Origin of the sequence: Sporosarcina sp. NCCP-2716 (assembly GCF_023707985.1) — a bacterium.
GTDB lineage: Bacteria > Bacillota > Bacilli > Bacillales_A > Planococcaceae > Sporosarcina.
In genome coordinates, this window is record NZ_BRCF01000009.1 from 39306 (window position 1) to 55413 (window position 16108).

Annotated in this window: 15 protein-coding genes; 2 read left to right on the forward strand and 13 right to left on the reverse strand. The window is 55.9% G+C overall.

Annotated features, from left to right (window positions below; genetic code table 11):
* Positions 1 to 33: 33 nt before the first annotated feature.
* Genes speB through metK form a run of 5 tightly spaced genes read right to left on the reverse strand, consistent with a single transcriptional unit; the run spans position 34 to position 4843 of the window.
* Positions 34 to 894 (reverse strand): agmatinase, encoded by an 861-nt coding sequence (gene speB / locus NFU03_RS12885; RefSeq protein ID WP_251639290.1) that lies wholly within the window; start codon positions 892 to 894, stop codon positions 34 to 36.
* Entirely contained in the window at positions 884 to 1738 is an 855-nt protein-coding gene (speE, locus tag NFU03_RS12890) for a polyamine aminopropyltransferase (RefSeq protein WP_251639291.1), read from the reverse strand. Before speE ends, speB begins: the two co-directional genes overlap by 11 nt.
* The gene (gene speD, locus NFU03_RS12895; protein WP_251639292.1) at positions 1735 to 2169 is read right to left on the reverse strand and encodes an adenosylmethionine decarboxylase; all 435 of its coding nucleotides are present in this window, start codon (positions 2167 to 2169) and stop codon (positions 1735 to 1737) included. Before speD ends, speE begins: the two co-directional genes overlap by 4 nt.
* Positions 2166 to 3662 carry an aminotransferase class I/II-fold pyridoxal phosphate-dependent enzyme gene (locus NFU03_RS12900; RefSeq protein WP_251639293.1) on the reverse strand — a complete coding sequence of 499 codons (1497 nt, stop codon included), beginning with the start codon at positions 3660 to 3662 and terminating at the stop codon, positions 2166 to 2168. The genes speD and NFU03_RS12900 overlap by 4 nt, the downstream gene beginning before the upstream one ends.
* Positions 3662 to 4843, reverse strand: a complete 1182-nt coding sequence (gene metK / locus NFU03_RS12905; RefSeq protein ID WP_251639294.1) for a methionine adenosyltransferase — start codon at positions 4841 to 4843, stop codon at positions 3662 to 3664. Before metK ends, NFU03_RS12900 begins: the two co-directional genes overlap by 1 nt.
* Before the next feature lie 430 nt (positions 4844 to 5273).
* On the opposite strand from metK, the gene NFU03_RS12910 reads away from it, so the two are divergent.
* Positions 5274 to 5714: a hypothetical protein gene (locus NFU03_RS12910; protein ID WP_251639296.1), complete on the forward strand. Its 441-nt coding sequence runs from the start codon at positions 5274 to 5276 to the stop codon at positions 5712 to 5714.
* On the opposite strand, the gene NFU03_RS12915 is transcribed toward NFU03_RS12910, so the two are convergent.
* From NFU03_RS12915 to NFU03_RS12950, 8 genes are all read right to left on the reverse strand, one after another.
* Positions 5704 to 6147, reverse strand: coding sequence for a small multi-drug export protein (locus tag NFU03_RS12915; RefSeq protein WP_251639298.1), 444 nt, complete (start codon positions 6145 to 6147; stop codon positions 5704 to 5706). The genes NFU03_RS12910 and NFU03_RS12915 overlap by 11 nt on opposite strands.
* Positions 6148 to 6199: 52 nt before the next feature.
* On the reverse strand, positions 6200 to 8797 hold the full coding sequence (locus tag NFU03_RS12920) for a DEAD/DEAH box helicase family protein (RefSeq protein WP_251639300.1): 2598 nt from the start codon (positions 8795 to 8797) through the stop codon (positions 6200 to 6202).
* Between the two features lie 132 nt (positions 8798 to 8929).
* Positions 8930 to 9835: an acetamidase/formamidase family protein gene (locus NFU03_RS12925; RefSeq protein ID WP_251639302.1), complete on the reverse strand. Its 906-nt coding sequence runs from the start codon at positions 9833 to 9835 to the stop codon at positions 8930 to 8932.
* Between the two features lie 102 nt (positions 9836 to 9937).
* Positions 9938 to 10378 (reverse strand): OsmC family protein, encoded by a 441-nt coding sequence (locus NFU03_RS12930; protein ID WP_251639305.1) that lies wholly within the window; start codon positions 10376 to 10378, stop codon positions 9938 to 9940.
* A gap of 294 nt (positions 10379 to 10672) precedes the next feature.
* Entirely contained in the window at positions 10673 to 11260 is a 588-nt protein-coding gene (locus tag NFU03_RS12935; RefSeq protein ID WP_251639307.1) for a histidine phosphatase family protein, read from the reverse strand.
* 91 nt (positions 11261 to 11351) lie between these two features.
* Entirely contained in the window at positions 11352 to 12599 is a 1248-nt protein-coding gene (locus tag NFU03_RS12940; protein WP_251639309.1) for an amidohydrolase family protein, read from the reverse strand.
* Positions 12600 to 12614: 15 nt separating this feature from the next.
* The gene (gene msrA / locus NFU03_RS12945) at positions 12615 to 13373 is read right to left on the reverse strand and encodes a peptide-methionine (S)-S-oxide reductase MsrA (RefSeq protein ID WP_251639310.1); all 759 of its coding nucleotides are present in this window, start codon (positions 13371 to 13373) and stop codon (positions 12615 to 12617) included.
* Between the two features lie 159 nt (positions 13374 to 13532).
* Positions 13533 to 14507, reverse strand: coding sequence for an aromatic ring-hydroxylating oxygenase subunit alpha (locus NFU03_RS12950; protein ID WP_251639311.1), 975 nt, complete (start codon positions 14505 to 14507; stop codon positions 13533 to 13535).
* A gap of 184 nt (positions 14508 to 14691) precedes the next feature.
* Between NFU03_RS12950 and NFU03_RS12955 the strand changes: the two genes are divergently transcribed.
* On the forward strand, positions 14692 to 16032 hold the full coding sequence (locus NFU03_RS12955) for a uracil-xanthine permease family protein (RefSeq protein WP_251639312.1): 1341 nt from the start codon (positions 14692 to 14694) through the stop codon (positions 16030 to 16032).
* The last annotated feature ends 76 nt before the right edge of the window (positions 16033 to 16108 follow it).

Below are 16108 nucleotides of genomic sequence, written 5' to 3' on the forward strand. Positions count from 1 at the left end.
CACGCCACATCGTCGGCAGTGCGGGTTTTCTCGTTATTCACATAGAGTCAGCAGCATTTCGCGAATTGTCTTGCAGGCGGCAGCGGTCGACGCGCCGGATGGATCATACTGCGGCGACAGTTCGACGACGTCAGCTGCGACGATGTTCGAAAGCTGCTGCAGCTCATCGATCGCTGTCAGCAGCTCACGATACGTAATGCCTCCCGGTTCGGGTGTCCCGGTTCCCGGAAACACGCCGGGATCGAGCACATCCAAATCGATCGTTACGTAGACAGGCTTGTCTTTCAGCTGCTCAACGACCGGTCCGAGTGTCTTCAGCGTGAATTTCTCAAGATGGGTATGCGTTTCCGCCCATTCGAACTCACTCTTCATGCCGGAGCGGATGCCGAACTGATAAATCCGGCCGTCGCCGAGGAAGTCATGGCAGCGCCGGATGATGGACGCATGGGACAATGGATCCCCCATATAATCGTCCCGCAGATCGGTATGTGCATCGATATGGATGACATGCAGATCCGGGTATTTCTCATACGCCGCCCGGATCGCCGGCAGGCTCACTAAATGCTCGCCGCCGATCATCAGGAACTTCTTGCCGTCCGCGAGCACATCGCGGCTGCAGTCGCCGATTTGCTCCAGCACCCGTTCCGTATTGCCGAACGGCAGCTCGAGATCACCGCCGTCGAACACGCGGGCGTCTTGGAGGTCTTTATCCAAATAAGGAGAATACGTTTCAAGTCCGTACGAATCGGGCCGGATCGCCTGTCCTGCAAAGCGCGTGCCCGGACGGAAACTGACCGTCCCGTCGAACGGAGCGCCGAACAGGACGACCTCTGCTTCCGTGTAAGGAGTCTCACAGCCGATGAATGCGTTCGTGCTGATCATTTTATTCGTCATGATCGAGCGCCTCCCGCACATAGGTCGGCAATGCGAATGCTCCTGCATGCAAGTCTGTATTGTAGTATTTCGTCTTCAGTCCGAGTGCATTCCAGGCGTCCGCATCCGCGTCCTTAAGGGGATCAAGTGCCTTAGAAGCGAACCCGAACAGCCAGTGGCCCGACGGATAAGTCGGCATGTGATATTGATACACACGCGCGATCGGGAAGATGTCACGGATCTTTCTGCGCGCTTTCTTCATGTTTTCCGCATACTCTTCGAAGTACGGGGACTCATGCTGGTTGATCAAAATTCCTTTATCGTTCAGCACACGGTAACATTCCTTGTAGAAAGCCGTCGTGAACAGCCCTTCGCCGACCGAGACCGGATCCGTCGAGTCGACGAGGATGAGATCGAACGAAGCGTCGGGTGCGTTTTGCACATAGGCCAATCCGTCGCCGAAAGCAAGCTCCATTCGCGGATCCTCTTCCACGCCGCTTGCTGTCACCGGCAAGTACTGCTGGCAGAGGCGGAACACCCGCTCATCGATCTCTGCCAGAACGACACGCTCGACACCCGGATAACGGAGCACTTCACGTGCCGTCCCGCCGTCGCCCCCGCCGATGACAAGGACATTTTTAATGGCCGGATTTGTCGCGAACGCCGGATGGACAATCATATCATGGTAGATGAATTCGTCTTTTTCGTTGACCATCATCAGGCCGTCCAGCGCGAAGAACGTGCCGAATTCGTCTCCTTTGTAGAAGTCGATCTGCTGGAACGGAGATTTCTCGCTATGCAGGTGCTCCTCATAGCCGACGGAGAACTTGCAGTCGAGGCTCCATTGTTCGGTATACCAGCTCATGAGTTGGCACCTGCCAATGCCGGCTTCACGGTGACCTGCTCGATGTCACGCGCAGCGAACTGCTTGATCTTCTCGACCATTCCGCGCGGCACTTCGAACGATTCGGTCTTGGTCGCCTGTAACTTCTCTTCCAAGTATTCCGCAGCTTTCCACGGACTGACGGAATCGCCGCACGTATACACATCGACCGATGCAAAACCGTATTCCGGCCACGTGTGAATCGTCAGGTGGGATTCCGCGATGATGACCGCGCCCGAGACACCATACGGATTGAAATGATGGAACACGGACTCCACGATCGTGGCTCCGGAATAATCCGCCGCTTCCTTCATGAACTGCTCAATCACCTTGTTGTTTTCGATAATCTCACTCGGGCATCCATAATATTCAATCAGTACGTGGCGGCCAAGCGCCGATAATTCCAAACTCATCGTTCGGTTCCCCCTTTGACGACAGTCACGCTGCCTGGTTGTTTTGTTCCGGATAATACGGCTCCCGCCGCTTGTTCGTAATACTTGTACTGCTGGATCACTTCGTCCGTCATACGCTCTCCCGGGAGGACGAGCGGAATGCCCGGCGGATAGATCATCAGCGTGTCCGCCGCGATGCGTCCTGCCGCTTCTTCCATGGGCACCGTTTCGTGCTCTCCGTAAAATGCTTCCCGCGGTGTCATTGCAAGTTCCGGCACCGTGCCGGCAACTGTCCAGGAGGAATGCAGGACGTAGCCCGTCGTTTCCGTGCGCTCGATATCGAGGAGCGCGTCCACAAGCCGGCCGATCGACTGTTCCGTATCCGCCGGCGTGAGGACCGCCATGACGACGTACCCTTCCGCCAGCTCCATCTGGATGCCGTACCGCTGTTTCAATAGTGAATAAACTTCAAAGCCGCTCATGCCGAGACCGTTCACGCGAATGACGAGTTTTGTCCAGTCATGAGACTGTCCGAACCGTCCCACTGTATGGGACTCCTCCAACACCTCATACGTACCGCCCGCCTCGATCGAACGGACAGCCGCTTCGGCAATCGGCCGCAGCCGCCGGAACGCCGTCCGTCCGTGCAGCGCCAGTTCCCGTCTTGCCGCGTCGAGCGAACTCATCAGCAAGTAGCTGGCGCTCGTCGACTGGAGCATCCCGGTCACTTTCCGTACTTTTTCGGATGAAATCCGGCTCCCCTTCAAGAGGAGAAGGGAACTCTGGGTCAGCGAACCGCCCGTCTTGTGCATGCTCACCGTCACGAGATCCGCTCCGGCTGCAACCGCATCCGTCACTCCATCCATCATGTGCAGGTGGGCACCGTGCGCAGCATCGACGAGAACGAGGACCCCGGCTTCATGGGCCAGCCGGCAGATTTCCGTAAGGTCGGTCATCGATCCGAAATACGTCGGATAGGTCAGGAGCATCGCTTTCGCCGTTGGATTCCGACGCAGCGCTTCCACAGCTGTGCTAGCGGAAATTCCGTGCGAGATCCCGAACTGTTCATCCACCTCAGGCAGCATGAAAACAGGACTCACACCGCTCAGAATCATTCCGTCGATCACCGATTTGTGGCAGTTGCGCGGGACGATCAGCGTCTCCCCCGGTCTGCACGCCGCCAGGATCATCGCATGGATACCCGTCGTCGTGCCGTTGACAAGGAAGAATGCATGATCCGCGCCGAAACTTTTTGCCGCAAGGTTTTGCGCGTCTTTGATGACGGATTTCGGATGGCTCAGCAAGTCCAGCTCCGCCATCGAATTCACGTCCATCTTCAGCGCACTGGCGCCGATCGCCTGCCGGAACGGCGTGTCCGACGCGCCCATCTTATGACCGGGCACATCGAACGGCACGGCAGCGGATTCCGCATAGTTGACGAGCGCTTCGAACAGCGGTGCGTCTGCTTGAGTCAGGATCCGGCGTTCCGCGGCCGTCTCTTTGACAGCCGTCATCAGCAGCCTGCTCCGACTGTTCCGAATACAGCATTCTTCATCGCTTCAGACCGGTCTGTCCGTTCCCACGGCAGATCGAGATCCGTCCGTCCGAAGTGGCCGTATACCGCAGTCGCCTGGTAGCGCGGTGTGCGGAGATCGAGCATGTCGATGATGCCGGCCGGCGTCAGGTCGAAAACTTGTCTGACAGCCCCCAGCAATTCCGCATCGGTCGCTGTTCCTGTTGCGAACGTATCGATTGCAATACTGATCGGTTCACTTACACCGATCGCGTACGACAGCTGGATCTCACACTTCTTTGCAAGACCTGATGCGACGATGTTCTTCGCAACATAGCGTGCTGCGTAGGCCGCTGAACGGTCGACTTTCGTGCAGTCTTTCCCGGAGAACGCACCGCCACCATGCCGGGCAGCTCCCCCGTATGTGTCCACGATGATTTTGCGTCCCGTAAGGCCGGCATCTCCGTGCGGACCCCCTGTCACAAACCGGCCGGTCGGGTTGATCAGTACCCGAAATTCCCCTGCCAATCCGAATTCCTGTACCGTCTGTCCGATAATTACATCGGTTACATAGGCGTCAAATTCTTCTTTTTTAAAGTCCCCATCATGCTGGATCGACATGAGGATCGTATGGATCTGCGGATTGCCCGGTTCCGTATAGTCGATTGTGACTTGTGATTTCATATCTGGACGCGCCCAGCGGAAGTCACCGCTCTTGCGGAGTACGGAAGCTTTTTTCACGAGGGCATGCGCCAGCTCGATTGCAAGCGGCATGCTGCTGTCCGTCTCATCTTTTGCAAAGCCGAACATGATGCCTTGATCGCCCGCGCCGATTTCTTTCGTATCGCTCGAAGCATCGACACCCATGGCGATGTCTGCGGACTGTGTATGCACGAGCACCTGTACATCACACGTATTGCCGTCGATTCCAAACTCATCCTTCGTGTAGCCGATGTCCAGCAGCGTCTGCCGGGCAATCCGCTCGATATCCAGCACGGCATGGGTTGTGATCTCCCCGCCGACGATGACCGTGTTGGTTGTCGTGAACACTTCACACGCCACCCGGGAAAACGGGTCCTGTGCAAGTGCCGCATCCAACACCGCATCCGAGATCTGGTCTGCAATTTTATCTGGATGTCCTTCCGATACCGATTCCGATGTAAATAAAATCCTTTCAGCCAATGTTATCCACTCCTTACATAAAATGTATTTTGGAGCACAAAAAAAGCTCTCCTTACAACCTAAGGAAAGCTTCGATCTGCATCAGCTGCTTATCCTCTTATTGTTCACAGCCCCGTTACGGAACTGCGCTCAGGTTGGGCGCCCTATCCAGTTGGAACACCGGATAAGTTTGCCACCGCATCGTCGACCCCTCGTCTCCGCGGCTACTAATAAGAATGACTTTATTCATGCTGAAAACTATAGTAAAGGATTGTGTTTTTCCTGTCAATCGATTTTTCAATCTTTTTCATTTTATTTTATCATCATGAAATTAAGATGAATTTCCGCTTCTATGCTGGACGTCTTTCCACTAGTCTTGGACATACCGTACACAAATTGATAGACTGAAGAAAATCCTTGAAAGCGTGTTGAGAAGGAGATGACATCCACCGTGAAACTCATACTGATGATATCTGCTTTCCCCCTGACCATCCTAGTTGTCGGGATTGCCGGTATCCTGCTCTACAAAAAGACTCTCAAGCAGAAAAGCTGGTTCGACGGCCTGCAGCTGGAATTCGAGTCAACCGGCTGCCCGCATACGAAAGCTATCCCCTATGCTGAAATGTTCGGTCTTTCTTTTAAACGTAAAGAGAAACGTGTAAAAAAAGTGATCTTCAACAAATCCGAGATTATCAAGGATGTGACGTTCCGGCTCTATTGCGAACCGTGCAGGAAAAAGAGATGGTTCCACATGATAGATACACCGGAAGCAAGCGCCTATCAGAAACACCGGATGCTGTATATTTTCGGGACGTTCGGTGCAATCTTTCTCACTTACGGTGTCATCGTCGCGCCGGTGCTGACCTTCCTCTCCAAAGTGTTCAGTCTTTGAGGAAATAAGTAAATCCCATAGCGGTGGCAATTCCGAAAACGAGCGACCATAACGCAATGCTGGCAGCCATCCAGATGATCGTCTTTCGTTTCGATGCACCGAACAGCAATGCGAAAAATGCGGCGATATGCGTGCCGATCAGGATCGGACCGGCGAGTGCGAGCCCGGCAACGCCGTATTTATCCATGATCTTCCGGCCGCGCAGCTGCCGTTTAGACGGCCCTTGTGTGTCATCGCCTTTCCGCTGCCTGTACCACTGTTCAATTCGCTTGTACAGGACGATCAGCAGCAGGACCGTCAGCATGTTGCCGGCGAATGCGAGCAGAATCACCCAGAATGGGGACAACCCCCGGATGATGCCTGCCGGGATGACGATTGCAATCTCGAGCGCCGGAATGGCGGCTCCTAAAAAGACAAGTACATATTCGATCATTGAAACCCCTTTTCCGTCCCGGCCTTTTTTCAATAACAGGCCGGGACTTCTTCTATCTCCACACACTTCTGTGCTCTGATTTGTCCATATAGATAGCGGACATCGCCCCGAGCCGTGCTATGAGCAATTCCTTCCGCCCTTCCGGTGTCCTCGTATAGATCAGGTTTGCCCGGTCAACACGTGTCTTCCATTCATCCAGGAAAAACTCCGCTGTCTCCTTCTTTTTCCCCAGTTCTTCCGGCACCGCATGATAATCACGGCGGGTGAAAAACAGAAACTTGGAACTGCGAACTAACAGATAACGCGGATTTTCGATCGGATCCAGCAATTCCTGAAGCGCATTGAGGAAAAGCGTCTGCTCCTGGATCGTACCGTATTCCAGGCTGCAGGCAACGGCACTACTTCCGTCAATCCGTATCCGGTTTTCGGCAAGCGGTACGGTCAGCAGACCCGCATGGTAGAGAGATGAATAGACAGCGGCTGCGGTCTGACCCATCCGGTTTTCAAGCGAGCTGTGCAGAATCAAGGCTTTTCCCGCCTTCCACAAATATGGGGAGGCAATGACCAGACCGATCAGAAGAGCGATCAGCAGCCGTTCTTTCGAGAAATTGAGAGGGTTCGGCCCGATAATTTGCCGGGCTGCTTCAAAACCGACCGCAGCACTCGTAATAAGCAGCGATTTGACCGTCGCCTCCAGTAGAAACGGTTTCGGCACCCGTTTCCGCCTCACGAGAAGTTCTTCTTTCCGTTCTCCCCGCGGAGCATCCTCCACTGCATGCAGCCAGCGTCTCCGTAAACCGTTCCGCTCCTTCGCCCTGCTGAACGTTTCCCGGTTTTGCTGCTGGATGTCCTGCCCCGACTCGGGATTTTCCGTCAATCTCAGCCGTTCGTAACCGGAAGTGATCAGCGGCAGACCCGCATCCAGCCCGAGCAGCGACCGGAACCTGCGCTCCAGTGACACTTGGTCCGACCCCCCGCCTTCCAGCACAGGCTGGATACAGACAAGGTGCCAGATGGCTGCGGTCTTCCCCGGATTCCCAGCCTGCGTCCGTATCGCACGTCCCCTCATTTGGTTGCTCAGCATGTAACTCCCGACCGTCGAACCGATGATAAGGGAATTGATGGCCGGTGCGTCCCACCCTTCCCCGAGCAGCGCTGCGGTCCCGATAAGCACCCGGATTTCTCCCCGCGTGAAGAGTTCCGTGATGAGGGCTATCAGTTTCTGATGATTGGCTCCAGCGTCAATCTGTACATAGTTTTCATCGTGCGCCAGCGGTCGGGCAGTAATGGACACAGCCGCGTCATGAGCCTGTGCAGACAGTGTCTGCAGTGCACTGGCCGGCACGATGACGAGCGAACCTGTCAGTACGCCGAGACGCAGATCCTGTCCAGCTGTCCTGCGCAGCTGTTCGAACACCGGGACAGTTCCGAGGCGGACAAGCTGAACTTCATCATCACCGCTCCTCGGCATATCCTCTTTGTGGATGAAGTCCGTCAAGATGACCTGCCGGAGCCCGGGGCCAAGCTGACCGCTTTCGAATTTGACGATCTCTTCGATGCTGTTCAGCTTCGTCACACTCTTCACAAGCGCCTGCTGAATGGTATGATTCGAGCGCAGAACGACCTTCCGCCGTTCCATCGCTCCGATCCTCGACAGTTCCAGCCGGATCCTTTTCAATACAGGATGATCGGCTTCGAAATGGGCATCCCGGTAGAGCAGGCCGTTCAGCAGCTCCTCCAGCCATGCCAGACTGTAATCGGGTATATCCTTCACATCAGCACCGAGTGTTTCCAATCCCTTCTGCCAACCCTCCCTGCCCGTCTGCTTCAAGAAGAGCAGCATGCTTGAATAATAGGCAGGCATGCCAAGCATTTCATCCATGAACAAGTCAGGTGTCCGGATCCATGGGTGGTTCTCTGCCAGACCGATGAATTCCCTGTCGGCCAGCAGTCTTCCGGTGAACCCATCGACCGCCCGGTGGAAACGGGCAATCATGCCGGCTTCTTCAGGTGACGGAATGGATGCATAGACGTAATCTTGGTGCGGACAGAGATCCCCCTCCCTGATCAGCTCAGGTACATAGATTTCCTCATCGATCGGCCCGCACAGCTGTATGTATTTGTTCCATTCTTTCTGGTCCGCGTCATAAGGGGGAGTCGCTGTCAGCGAGATGACAGCAGGTTCATCCAGCCGGTTGCGGAACTCGAGAGCGCTCTGCCACCAGGACGTCCGTAAGTGGTGGGCTTCATCCAATATTAGCGTCTTGAACTGCTGCGCGTCGAATGCAGCCCAGAATTCATCGACATCTTTGCTCTTCAGTATGCTGTGCAGAGATTGGTACGTCGTCACGGTCATCCGGGCGGGGTTCCGCAAATCCGAAGAAACCCATTCCGGCTGCCGGGCCTGCAGGAACGATTCACAAAACCGGTCGATCCACTGGTTGCGGATCGCGAGTGTCGGTGCGACGATCAGCGCCGGTTCTCCGAGACGGAGCATCACTTCCAGACCGAGCACCGTTTTCCCCGAGCCGGGCGGCGCCACTAAGTGCAAATGCCGGTTCCGCAGATGCTCATCCAAGTTCTCCAATATCCTTGCTTGGTACGGACGCCACGGATGGCAAAATTCGATTCTCTCTCCCACTGCGTTCATCGGAATCCCTCCCCGGCATCCTTTTCTCACTGTGACATATACGGTGCTGACGCAGAAAAGGATTCATTCCGCACTTGTCCTGCCCATGAAGAAAGCCGGCTCCTCAGAAGAAGCCGGCCGATCAATCCCCTATCAGCTGAGCAATACGGCGCCGTACGTTTCGAGCACATAACGCGGCACGAAACAGCGGACGGTGACGAGCGGATCGACGACCTGGCTCACTTGCACCTGGCCGACCGCACTCAGCAGCATCGTCACTTCGGACAGGCTCATCCCTGTCCGCGCGGCGAGCAATTCTGCTGTCTCTTCAACTGCAATTTTAACCGCTTCGTCAAGTGTCTCCGCGGATACAAGGAACGTGAATCCGTTTTCGTTTTCAAGCAGCGGATGCCGGAGTTCGGTCTGTTTCACGACATCCAGCGTTACAGTCGCGCTGCCAGGTACTTCAATACCGGACACGCCGACTTCGCCGTCCCCCATCGCCGCATGGAAATCGCCGAGTGCAAACAAGGCGCCTTCTGCGAACACCGGGAAGTACAGCACGGCCCCTTCCGTGATGAGTTTCGTATCCATGTTGCCGCCGTGTGCGCCCGGCGTCCCGCACGATACCGGCTCTCCGGCAGGTGCAACACCGATCACACCAATCATCGGATTAAGCGGCAGCGACAGCCGGTCGTTGAACTTCGCCCGGCCGTTCTCGATCAGGATGATCTTCGATTCGAGTTCCGTCAGCCGGTGTCCCATGACGCCGAGATCAGGTCCGGTCGACATGACCCCCTGACTGCCGATCTCCAATTTTTTGATCGTCACTTTCAGGACATCGCCTGGTTCTGCCCCGTTCACATGGATCGGGCCGGTCGCCGGATTGATCGCGTCCCAGTCGATGCCGCTGATCTTCGTCTCCAGAGACTGCACTTGGTCTTTAAAACAGTCATACGTCTCGATTTCAATGGTCGTACCGGCGTCCACACGCTTCACCGGCTGATGCGTGCTGCTGAACGCGTAGATCACATCTTTCTTCGACAGCGTTTCGGTCACTCTTCATCATCCTTCCATCAGGTTTCATCCATTCTAGCAATTTTGTCAGAGAAATGCGAATCCGGCAGATGAAAAAACAGCAGGGGGCTCCCTGCTGCGCGATTACGATATGACCGGCTCGACGTCCACCTCGACATTGCCTTTGATCGCCTTCGAGATCATGCAGTGTTTTTCCGCCTCGATGATGAGCACTCTCAATTTCTTGTAATCGGATTCCGTCGCTTCCTGCTTCAACGACACCGTCGGCCGGTGGGTGATCTTTTTGTACGTGTAAATCCCGCGCGTCACATCGACCGAGCCGACCGACTCCAGCGACAGCTCGTTCAGCGGCAGCTTCGTCCGCTCGATCATCGCCGCCAGTGTAATCAGGTAGCACGTCGCCGCCGCTCCAAGCAGCATCTCATCCGGATTCGTCCCGACATTCGGCCCTTCCATCGCGGACGGAATCGAGATCTTCGTCTTCAAGTTCCCCGCTTCAATGTATCCTGCACTGTTCCGGCCGCCGGGCCAGACAGCAGTCAAATGGAATTCGTGTTCTGCCATATGCTGCACCTCTTTCATCGTATACTCCCTCTTCCTCTACCCGTTGCGCTAACTATCCAAAACCGACGCCCAAAACCGGTACCTGTGCGCTAGACAATTTGGACACCATTCTGAATTGTGTCTGGATGCCGATTCATTCACCGATCTGGCCGATTGTTCGCTCCATTTGGCCGATTCACCCCGGGATCTGGCCGATTCCACAACCCTTTTGGCCGATACCCCCGCCCATCTGGCCGATTCCCTGCCCGTCACGGTACCAAAAAAACCGGCCGCCCGAGGGCGTGCCGGCTCCTATCATAACTTCATCTCTTCCAAATGCTGCGTGCAGTTGAACAGCTCACAGACGTTTTCATCCTCACCGAGCCGCACAATCGTAATCGACGTGTTGCCGAGCGGCTCCGTGTACGCCCCGCCAGGCAGCAGTTCCGACAGCAGCCGTTTGATGAACCCGCCGTGACTGACGGCGAGCACCCGGCCGTCCGGATACTCCTGCTGCATGTCCCGTACGAATGACATTCCGCGCTCGATCACGCTGTCATGCGTCTCTCCCTGCAAGTCAAGCTTCTTCCAGTCCGGGCCCCATTTCGCCTGTCGGTCCGCTTCCGTCGTCCCTTCAATCAACCCGCCAGCCCGTTCGCGCAGCCGTTCGTCGACCAGTACTTCCGCGTCCGGCAGCTTCTCACCGATCAGGTCCGCCGTCCGCTTTGTCCGTTTCCAAGGGCTCGTGAACACAGCATCCCATGATTCGGAGGCGAGCCGGTCCGCAATCTGTCGGGCCATCCGCACGCCATCGTCGTCAAGCGGGATATCGGTGCTCCCCTGGGCCCGTCCCTCTTTGTTCCAAGCCGTCACGCCATGCCGCACAAAACCGATTGTCGTCATACCTGCAGCCCCCTGTCCGAAGTAGTAATGTGTTCCACTTTACCACATGTCAGCGAGCATTCAAACTAATCGAACATGTCATCCGGAACACTTATTGCGGCAGGATCTGCTGCTCCACGATGACCTGTCCGCGCTTCACGACAACGTTCGCGATCGGCTGATCCTGGATGACCTCGCTCAGTTTCTCAGAATCGAGCACGACGAGATCCGCCTGTTTCCCTTCCTCCAGGCCGTACGTCTCTTCGATCCCGAGGCACTTCGCCGCGTTCACCGTGATCATATCGAGCACTTTCCGCTGTTCATCCGCCGATCCCATATACTGCGTCTCCGCGAGCAGATAGCCGACCAGCAGCAAGTTCGCGTTGCCGAACGGTGTGAATGCATTGCGGATGTTATTCGACGCGAACACGACATTGACCCCGTGTTCCAGCAGCCGCTTCACCGGCGCCATCCCGCGTCGGACGTTATGCGTATCATCGCGCCCGTTCAAATACACATCCGTCGCCGGCAGAGGCATGATCGTAATGCCGGTTTCCGCGATTTTATCGAACAGCTGACCTGCCTCTTCAGTCTCCATCGAACCGAGCGTCGTCACGTGGCCGAGCGCCACACGCCCCTGCCAGCCGCGCTCGATAGTCATCTTGCAGATGCGCTCCGTCAGCATGTACCGAGGATCGTCGGTATGATCGGCGAAATCGACATGCATGTCGACTGGCACGTCATACTTCTCCGCCAAGTCGAATACGTATTCCAAATGCCGGTACGAATCCTCGATCGACTTCTCGTTATACGGACAGCCGCCGACGACGTCAGCCCCCATCTTCAAGCCTTCCTCCAGCCTGTCGAGCGTCCCTTCCGACTTCAGGATCCCTTCCTGCGGGAACACGACAATCTGCAAGTCGATCTTGTCACGGTATTTCTCCTTCAGCTCGAGCAGCACTTCCACACCGAGCAGCTCCTCGATATGGTCGACATCGGGATGCGCCCGCATGATCGTCGTCCCTTTTGAAATCGCCCAGTTCAGCACTTTCTCCGCCCGGTTGTAGACGTCATCGTACGTATACGCCTTCTTCAGCTCGCCCGTGTTGCGGATCGCTTCGTCCAGCGTCCCTGACACATTCGGCTTGCGGTCCTCGAGAAACGCCTTGTCCGGATGGATGTGCGACTCGATCAGCCCGGGCAGCACCACTTTTCCGCGGCAGTCGATCACCCGATCCGCCTGTTCGTCCATCTCCAATTGGGGTCCGATCTTCTCGAACAGCCCGTCTTTGATAAACAGATCCTGCAGCGCTCCTTCGTCACTGATCCTCGCATTCTTCACCAGCAATGTCTCCGTCATCGTCCAATCCCTCCATCACTTTGTATCTTGTTTCGGTTCGCTCAATTGTTTCACGATCTCTTCGTCTTTTGCGATCGGCTCGACCGTCATGCCGTCCAGCGTATGCAGGTTGATGTGGCAGTAGCCGTCCGGGTTCTTCTCCAGATAATCCTGATGGAACTCTTCCGCCGGATAGAAATTCTCGAGCGGCAGCGCTTCTGTCACGATGTCCTTCTTGTAGAACTGCGCCTCATCCGCCACCGCTTTCTCCACGATCTCTGCTTCTGACTTGTCTGTATAATAAATTCCTGACCGGTACTGGATGCCGCGGTCGTTCCCCTGCTGGTTCTCGGTCGTCGGATCGATCACCTGGAACAGATGGTCGACGAGCGACTCGAGCGGAATCCGCTCCGGATCATATGTCACCTCGACGGTTTCCGCAAACTTCCGGTCCCCTTGGATGACATCTTCATACGACGGATCGGCCCCTGTCCCGTTCGCGTACCCTGAGACGGTCTTCTCCACACCGTACAGCCGGGCAAAATACGCCTCGACACCCCAGAAACAGCCGCCGGCAAAGTAGATCTTGTGCAGGTCGCTGCCGCTGTAATCCAGATGCTCGTTAATATTCTTCACTTCTTGTTTCAGCTGATAGCCATCGGCCGGCTCCGGCTCCGCTGCAGGCCGTCCTGCTTCTTTCCCGCAGGCAGCGAGCAGAACGATCCCGAGCAGCAGCCAGATGAGCGGGGTTCGCTTCATCGCCCGCACCTCTCTTCCTTTCGATTCCTTACTCATTCCCGTTCCCTCAAGCGGCCGCCTTCAATCCTTTTCCACAGTGTACCACAGCGCCCTTTCCGCAATGAAGCACCGGGCCCCGCACGAAAAAACCGCCCGGCACCGGACGGCTTCCTTCTATACTATAGGATGAACGATTTCATCTTCATTCGGAACGGGTCACGCGGTTCCGAGGACGACGCCGTGCTTCTTCAAATACTGGCGGTACGCGATGCTCACCCGGTCGGAAACGAGCGACAGCTCCACCTGCAGATCGAGCGGCAGTTCTTCCGGCTTCTGGTTCTGTACGATCGGCTTGTCCTGCGCGAAGATCAGATCCTGGAACTCGACGATCTCCTCATCGGTCTGCCCGGTGTCATAATCGAACGACAGGATGCCGTACGCGACGGAATGTGTCTCAGACATCGGCCGCACCGTCAGCAGGATCGTCATATGCGTATTGTTCTCCGCGTCGCGCTTCGTGAAACGCACCGTCAGCGGACGGACGATTTCGTATGTATAGTACACATATTTCGAAACGCCTGTACCGTCAGCGTCCGGCTGGAAGATCCGGATTTCATCGGAATACAGGCGGCCGTCCTGTTCGTTCATCTTGTACGGCTCGATCTCCCGGTGCGCTTCCTCCCCGAGATATCCCTGATGGACAACCGCGAGATGGCCGACGTCGAGAAAGTTCTCTACGATGCGCGGCGGCAGCGCTTCCGCTTCCTGCGGCCCCCAGATGACATTGCGCCAGCCTTCCGTCTCCATCTCAGGATAGTCGAAGAAGTCCGGCTCATTCCCCGCCAGGTTCACCCAGATGAATCCGTATTTTTCGACACACGAGTAGACCGTTGCCTTCGCCTTTTTCGGGATCGCTTTTCCTTCCGGCAGCTGGGGAATCTTGACGCAGTCGCCTTCCTCCTCGAATTCCCATCCATGATACGGGCAAACGAGACAGTCGTTTTTCACTTCACCGAGCGACAGCGCCGCCCCTCTATGGATGCACAGGTCCTTGAACGCATGCACGCCTTTGCTGTTGCGGAAGATCGCCAGACGTTCGCCCATCAGCACCACTTGGATGGGCGCCTCCTGCACATCTGTCGACCGGCATGCAACCAGCCACTCTTCCTGCAGCACTCGATCCTTCAACATGTTACCGTCCCCTTTTCTTCTTTAGCTGCCTTCAGTGTACGGAAACTTTTTAGACGCGTCAACCCGAAACACGAACAATTTTTAAGATTAATTTAAAATCATTCGTAATTTAACTGTACAAACCGTTCTGTCTTCTTTATACTCCAACTATACCAAAACAAAAACGAACGAAGGAGTGTTCCTGTTGTCCAAGAAACGTCCAGATGGTCTCCTCATCGGAGTGAACGAGAAAGTCAGTTATCCGAAAGCGATCGGTCTCGGCCTGCAGCACGTGCTCGCCATGGATCTCTACATAGCCCCGATCATCGTCGCGGGCCTTCTGTCACTCAGCACGGAAAACACGTCATTTTTCGTCCAGATGTGTTTCCTCGCAACCGGCATTGCAACACTCATCCAGACAGGCTTCGGTCTGAAACTTCCGGTCGTACAAGGACCCTCCTACGTACCGATTGGTGCCATCGCGGCCATCGGCGGGAAACTCGGACTCGGCGCAGTCGTAGGCAGCTTGATCCCCGGCGCCATCCTCATCGCCCTGCTCGGCTATCCATTGAAGATCTTCGCGAAAACCGTCCGCAAGATCATCCCGCCGCTCGTCGGCGGCACGGTCATCATCATCGTCGGCATTGCGTTAATGCCCGTCGGACTGAACAACATTTACTTTGCGGAAGGCTCCATCGGCCAGAACGTTATTACCGCTTCCGTCGCCGCAGCCGTCCTTGTCGTCTGCATGGTGCTCGGCAAACGTCTCCCACGGTTCGGTTCGTTTTTCCGGCTCGTCTCGGTCGTCCTGGCAATCATCGCCGGCTCCATCACGGCCAGTTTCTTTAACCTAATCGACTTCTCGCCGGTCAAAGATGCCGCTTGGATCGCACTCCCGACACTCATGCCCTTCGGAAAACCGGTATTCGACATGGGCGCTATTCTAACGATGATGCTCGTCTACCTCATCATCTTGCTGGAAACGACCGGCACATGGTTCGTCGTTTCGCAGATCACGGACGAAGAGCTGGATGAAAAACGCCTGAACCGTGCTTCTTTCGGTGAAGGTCTCGGCTGCTTCATCGGCTCGCTGTTCGGCAGCACGCCACTCACCGGCTACTCGTCGAACGCCGGCTTGCTCGCTATCACTGGCGTCGGCAGCCGGATGGTCATCATGGCCAGCGGCGTCATCCTTGTCCTGATCGGCTTCATCCCGAAACTGTCGGCCGTCATCATCTGTATCCCGGAAGCCGTTATCAACGGCATCTTCGGCATCGTCTGCGTCGCCATCGTCACGAACGGCATGAAGATCATCCAGCCGATCATCATCGATGACCGCAACATGATCGTCATCGGTGTCCCGATCCTGCTGACGATTGCGGTTACCGTCCTGCCGAAAGAAGTACTGGCAACCGTACCGAACTGGGCCAACTACCTGCTGTCCTCCGGCATCTCGGTCGGCGCCCTCGCCACCGTCATCCTGAACCTCGTCATCCCAGCAGACAAATCCCTGCCCGAGGCAAGACCCGCAGAAGCAGCAAAATAAAAAAACGGTGCCTGTGCGCCAAACAATCGTGATTGTTTCAACAATCATGAAAGTTTGGCGCACAGGCACTTTTCAT

Excerpts from the sequence above, each read along its gene's own strand:
- NFU03_RS12950 (WP_251639311.1), bottom strand. The coding sequence starts at position 14,507 with ATGTTGAAGGATCGAGTGCTGCAGGAAGAGTGGCTGGTTGCATGCCGG.
- speD (WP_251639292.1), bottom strand. The coding sequence starts at position 2,169 with ATGAGTTTGGAATTATCGGCGCTTGGCCGCCACGTACTGATTGAATAT.
- NFU03_RS12940 (WP_251639309.1), bottom strand. The coding sequence starts at position 12,599 with ATGACGGAGACATTGCTGGTGAAGAATGCGAGGATCAGTGACGAAGGA.
- NFU03_RS12920 (WP_251639300.1), bottom strand. The coding sequence starts at position 8,797 with ATGAACGCAGTGGGAGAGAGAATCGAATTTTGCCATCCGTGGCGTCCG.
- NFU03_RS12900 (WP_251639293.1), bottom strand. The coding sequence starts at position 3,662 with ATGACGGCTGTCAAAGAGACGGCCGCGGAACGCCGGATCCTGACTCAA.
- speE (WP_251639291.1), bottom strand. The coding sequence starts at position 1,738 with ATGAGCTGGTATACCGAACAATGGAGCCTCGACTGCAAGTTCTCCGTC.
- NFU03_RS12930 (WP_251639305.1), bottom strand. The coding sequence starts at position 10,378 with ATGGCAGAACACGAATTCCATTTGACTGCTGTCTGGCCCGGCGGCCGG.
- speB (WP_251639290.1), bottom strand. The coding sequence starts at position 894 with ATGACGAATAAAATGATCAGCACGAACGCATTCATCGGCTGTGAGACT.
- NFU03_RS12915 (WP_251639298.1), bottom strand. The coding sequence starts at position 6,147 with ATGATCGAATATGTACTTGTCTTTTTAGGAGCCGCCATTCCGGCGCTC.
- msrA (WP_251639310.1), bottom strand. The coding sequence starts at position 13,373 with ATGAGTAAGGAATCGAAAGGAAGAGAGGTGCGGGCGATGAAGCGAACC.
- NFU03_RS12935 (WP_251639307.1), bottom strand. The coding sequence starts at position 11,260 with ATGACGACAATCGGTTTTGTGCGGCATGGCGTGACGGCTTGGAACAAA.